This is a genomic window from Mesorhizobium sp. M8A.F.Ca.ET.021.01.1.1 (assembly GCF_003998025.1).
Lineage (GTDB): Bacteria > Pseudomonadota > Alphaproteobacteria > Rhizobiales > Rhizobiaceae > Mesorhizobium.
The window spans coordinates 1-2,098 of sequence record NZ_RZSJ01000812.1; the positions used below are offsets into that span (position 1 = coordinate 1).

General features: G+C 62.7%; 4 protein-coding genes. 3 read left to right on the forward strand and 1 reads right to left on the reverse strand.

Annotated features, from left to right (window positions below):
- A partial coding sequence (locus EOA36_RS34205; RefSeq protein WP_127281104.1) for an ATP-grasp domain-containing protein occupies window positions 1-637 on the forward strand: 637 nt, incomplete at its 5' end.
- 16 nt (window positions 638-653) lie between these two features.
- On the opposite strand, the gene EOA36_RS34210 is transcribed toward EOA36_RS34205, so the two are convergent.
- Window positions 654-1,073 carry a lysozyme inhibitor LprI family protein gene (locus EOA36_RS34210; protein ID WP_127281106.1) on the reverse strand — a complete coding sequence of 140 codons (420 nt, stop codon included), beginning with the start codon at window positions 1,071-1,073 and terminating at the stop codon, window positions 654-656.
- Window positions 1,074-1,316: 243 nt separating this feature from the next.
- Here EOA36_RS34210 and ykgO point away from each other — a divergent pair, with 243 nt between their 5' ends.
- Together ykgO and EOA36_RS34220 are read left to right on the forward strand one after the other, a co-directional pair.
- Window positions 1,317-1,442 (forward strand): type B 50S ribosomal protein L36, encoded by a 126-nt coding sequence (gene ykgO / locus EOA36_RS34215; protein WP_006203764.1) that lies wholly within the window; start codon window positions 1,317-1,319, stop codon window positions 1,440-1,442.
- A 109-nt stretch (window positions 1,443-1,551) separates the two neighbouring features.
- Window positions 1,552-2,098, forward strand: a 547-nt coding sequence (locus EOA36_RS34220) for a hypothetical protein (RefSeq protein WP_127281105.1), incomplete at its 3' end; no start/stop codon positions are given.

Here is a 2,098-nt window from a genome sequence, read left to right on the forward strand (position 1 = left end):
GCGCATGGGCTATGACGGCAAGGGCCAGCGCGTCTTCCGCAACATGGAGACGGGTGGCTTTGCCGGCACCTGCGAGGCGATGGGCAATGTGCCGCTTATCCTGGAGAGCTTCGTGCCCTTCGAGCGGGAGGTTTCCGTCATCGCCGCGCGCGGGATCGATGGGGCGGTCGCCGCCTATGATCCGGCCGAAAACGTGCACCGCGACGGCATTCTGCACACATCGACCTTGCCGGCCGGCATCAAACCCGAAACGGCGGTAGCCGCGCAGGTCGCCGCGTCGAAGATATTGTCCGCGCTCGACTATGTCGGCGTCATCGGTGTCGAGTTCTTCGTGCTGGCCGATGGTTCGCTGCTGGCCAACGAGATCGCGCCCCGCGTCCACAATTCAGGCCATTGGACCGAAGCCGCCTGCATCGTTTCGCAGTTCGAGCAACACATCCGCGCCATTGCCGGCCTGCCGCTGGGCAGCCCCAATCGCCACTCCGATTGCGTGATGGAGAACCTGATCGGCGACGACGTGCTGCGCGTTCCAGCCCTGCTCGCCGAGCCCGACCTGATGCTGCACCTCTACGGCAAGGCGGAGGCGCGGCCTGGCCGCAAGATGGGCCACTTCACCCGCATCAGTTCACGTACTTAGTTCGCGGGACACGAGCCTATTGCACCTCGCCGCTGTCCTCGCCGGGGCCGGCGCAGCTTGCATCGCCTTCCTCGCAATTGGCGGAGGCGGCGAGTTGCTTGATGCGATCATTGGTCAGCCTGGTCAGGCACTGCGAAACTTCCATCGCGTGGATGGAGCCACCCGCGCTGGCCGCGGTGTTATGCGCGCATTCGGCATCCCGGAAGCTGATCCAGGCGCGCTGCGCCACCTGAAGCAATCGCTTGCCACCCGCATCATCAGAGCCGATCAGCGCCTGATAGGCTGCGTTGAGTCTGGCGTCGGCGGCCTGATAATCCTCGCCGGCGCAGATGTTCATCATTTGCTGGCTGTCGTCGGAACGGTCGCATTCCTGAGCGCGGGCGACCGCGCCTGCCGCCAGGACGGCGAGGCAGGCGAACAGGAAAATTCGACGCATCTTTGTCCCCAAATCACTTGCTTGTCGCGGCATCATCCCAGCCGACTCGTGGTCGCGCAATGCCACGGGTGCCGACATGGCGGATATTTGATGATATCAGGACGCGGAGCACGCTTGCCGTTGACTTACGGTTGACATGGGCAAGGCTCCTCGTTTATGAGCCACCCACCGTTCAAAAGGCGCGTCTTCTGGCGCGCCTTATAATTTCGACCCGGAACCGGGTCCACACCGACAGGCAAGACCATGAAGATCAAGAATTCGCTCAAGGCGCTGAAGGCGCGTCACCGCGACAACCAGTTGGTTCGCCGCAAGGGCCGCATCTACATCATCAACAAGACCGCCCCGCGCTATAAGGCGCGCCAGGGTTGAGTTTTCGGCCGGAGGCTTTTTGCCTCCGCCCATTGATGCTTGTCGGCGAGCCGACCTTCCCACGTTGAATTCACTTTGATGTTCCGCCGCCCGGGACTAGAGTCGGGCGATGCGGATTCTTTTTGCATTTTTGATCGCTTTCCCTCTTTCCGGTGCCGTTAGCATAGCGGCCAGGGCAGCGAACGATCAGGCGGCCCAGCCGGCGGCCCCGGACACTCCGGCCCCGCCGATGACGAAACAGGCCCGGCTCGACAGGCTGTTCTCCGACCTGAAGCGCGAGCGCAACGAAAAGGCCGCCGAGCGCATTGCCGGCAACATCTGGAACGAATGGTTCCAGTCCGGCAGCGCCTCGATCGACCTGATGATGCAGTGGTCGCAAAATGCGATGAACGATCAGAAGTTCGACGTCGCGCTCGATTTCCTGGACCAGGTGGTGACCTTGCAGCCGAGCTATGCCGAAGGCTGGAACCGCCGCGCCACCGTGCATTTCATGATGAAGAACTACGGCAAGTCGATGGCCGATATCGACCGCACGCTGCAGCTCGAGCCACGCCATTTCGGCGCGCTGTCGGGCCTGGCCCAGATCATGGCGGAGACCGGTCACAAGCAATCGGCGCTCGAGGCCTGGCAGAAGGTGCTGGCCATCTATCCCATGA

What these genes read in the sequence shown, in the direction of transcription:
- ykgO (WP_006203764.1), top strand. Translation starts at nt 1,317, where the DNA reads ATGAAGATCAAGAATTCGCTCAAGGCGCTGAAGGCGCGTCACCGCGAC.
- EOA36_RS34210 (WP_127281106.1), bottom strand. Translation starts at nt 1,073, where the DNA reads ATGCGTCGAATTTTCCTGTTCGCCTGCCTCGCCGTCCTGGCGGCAGGC.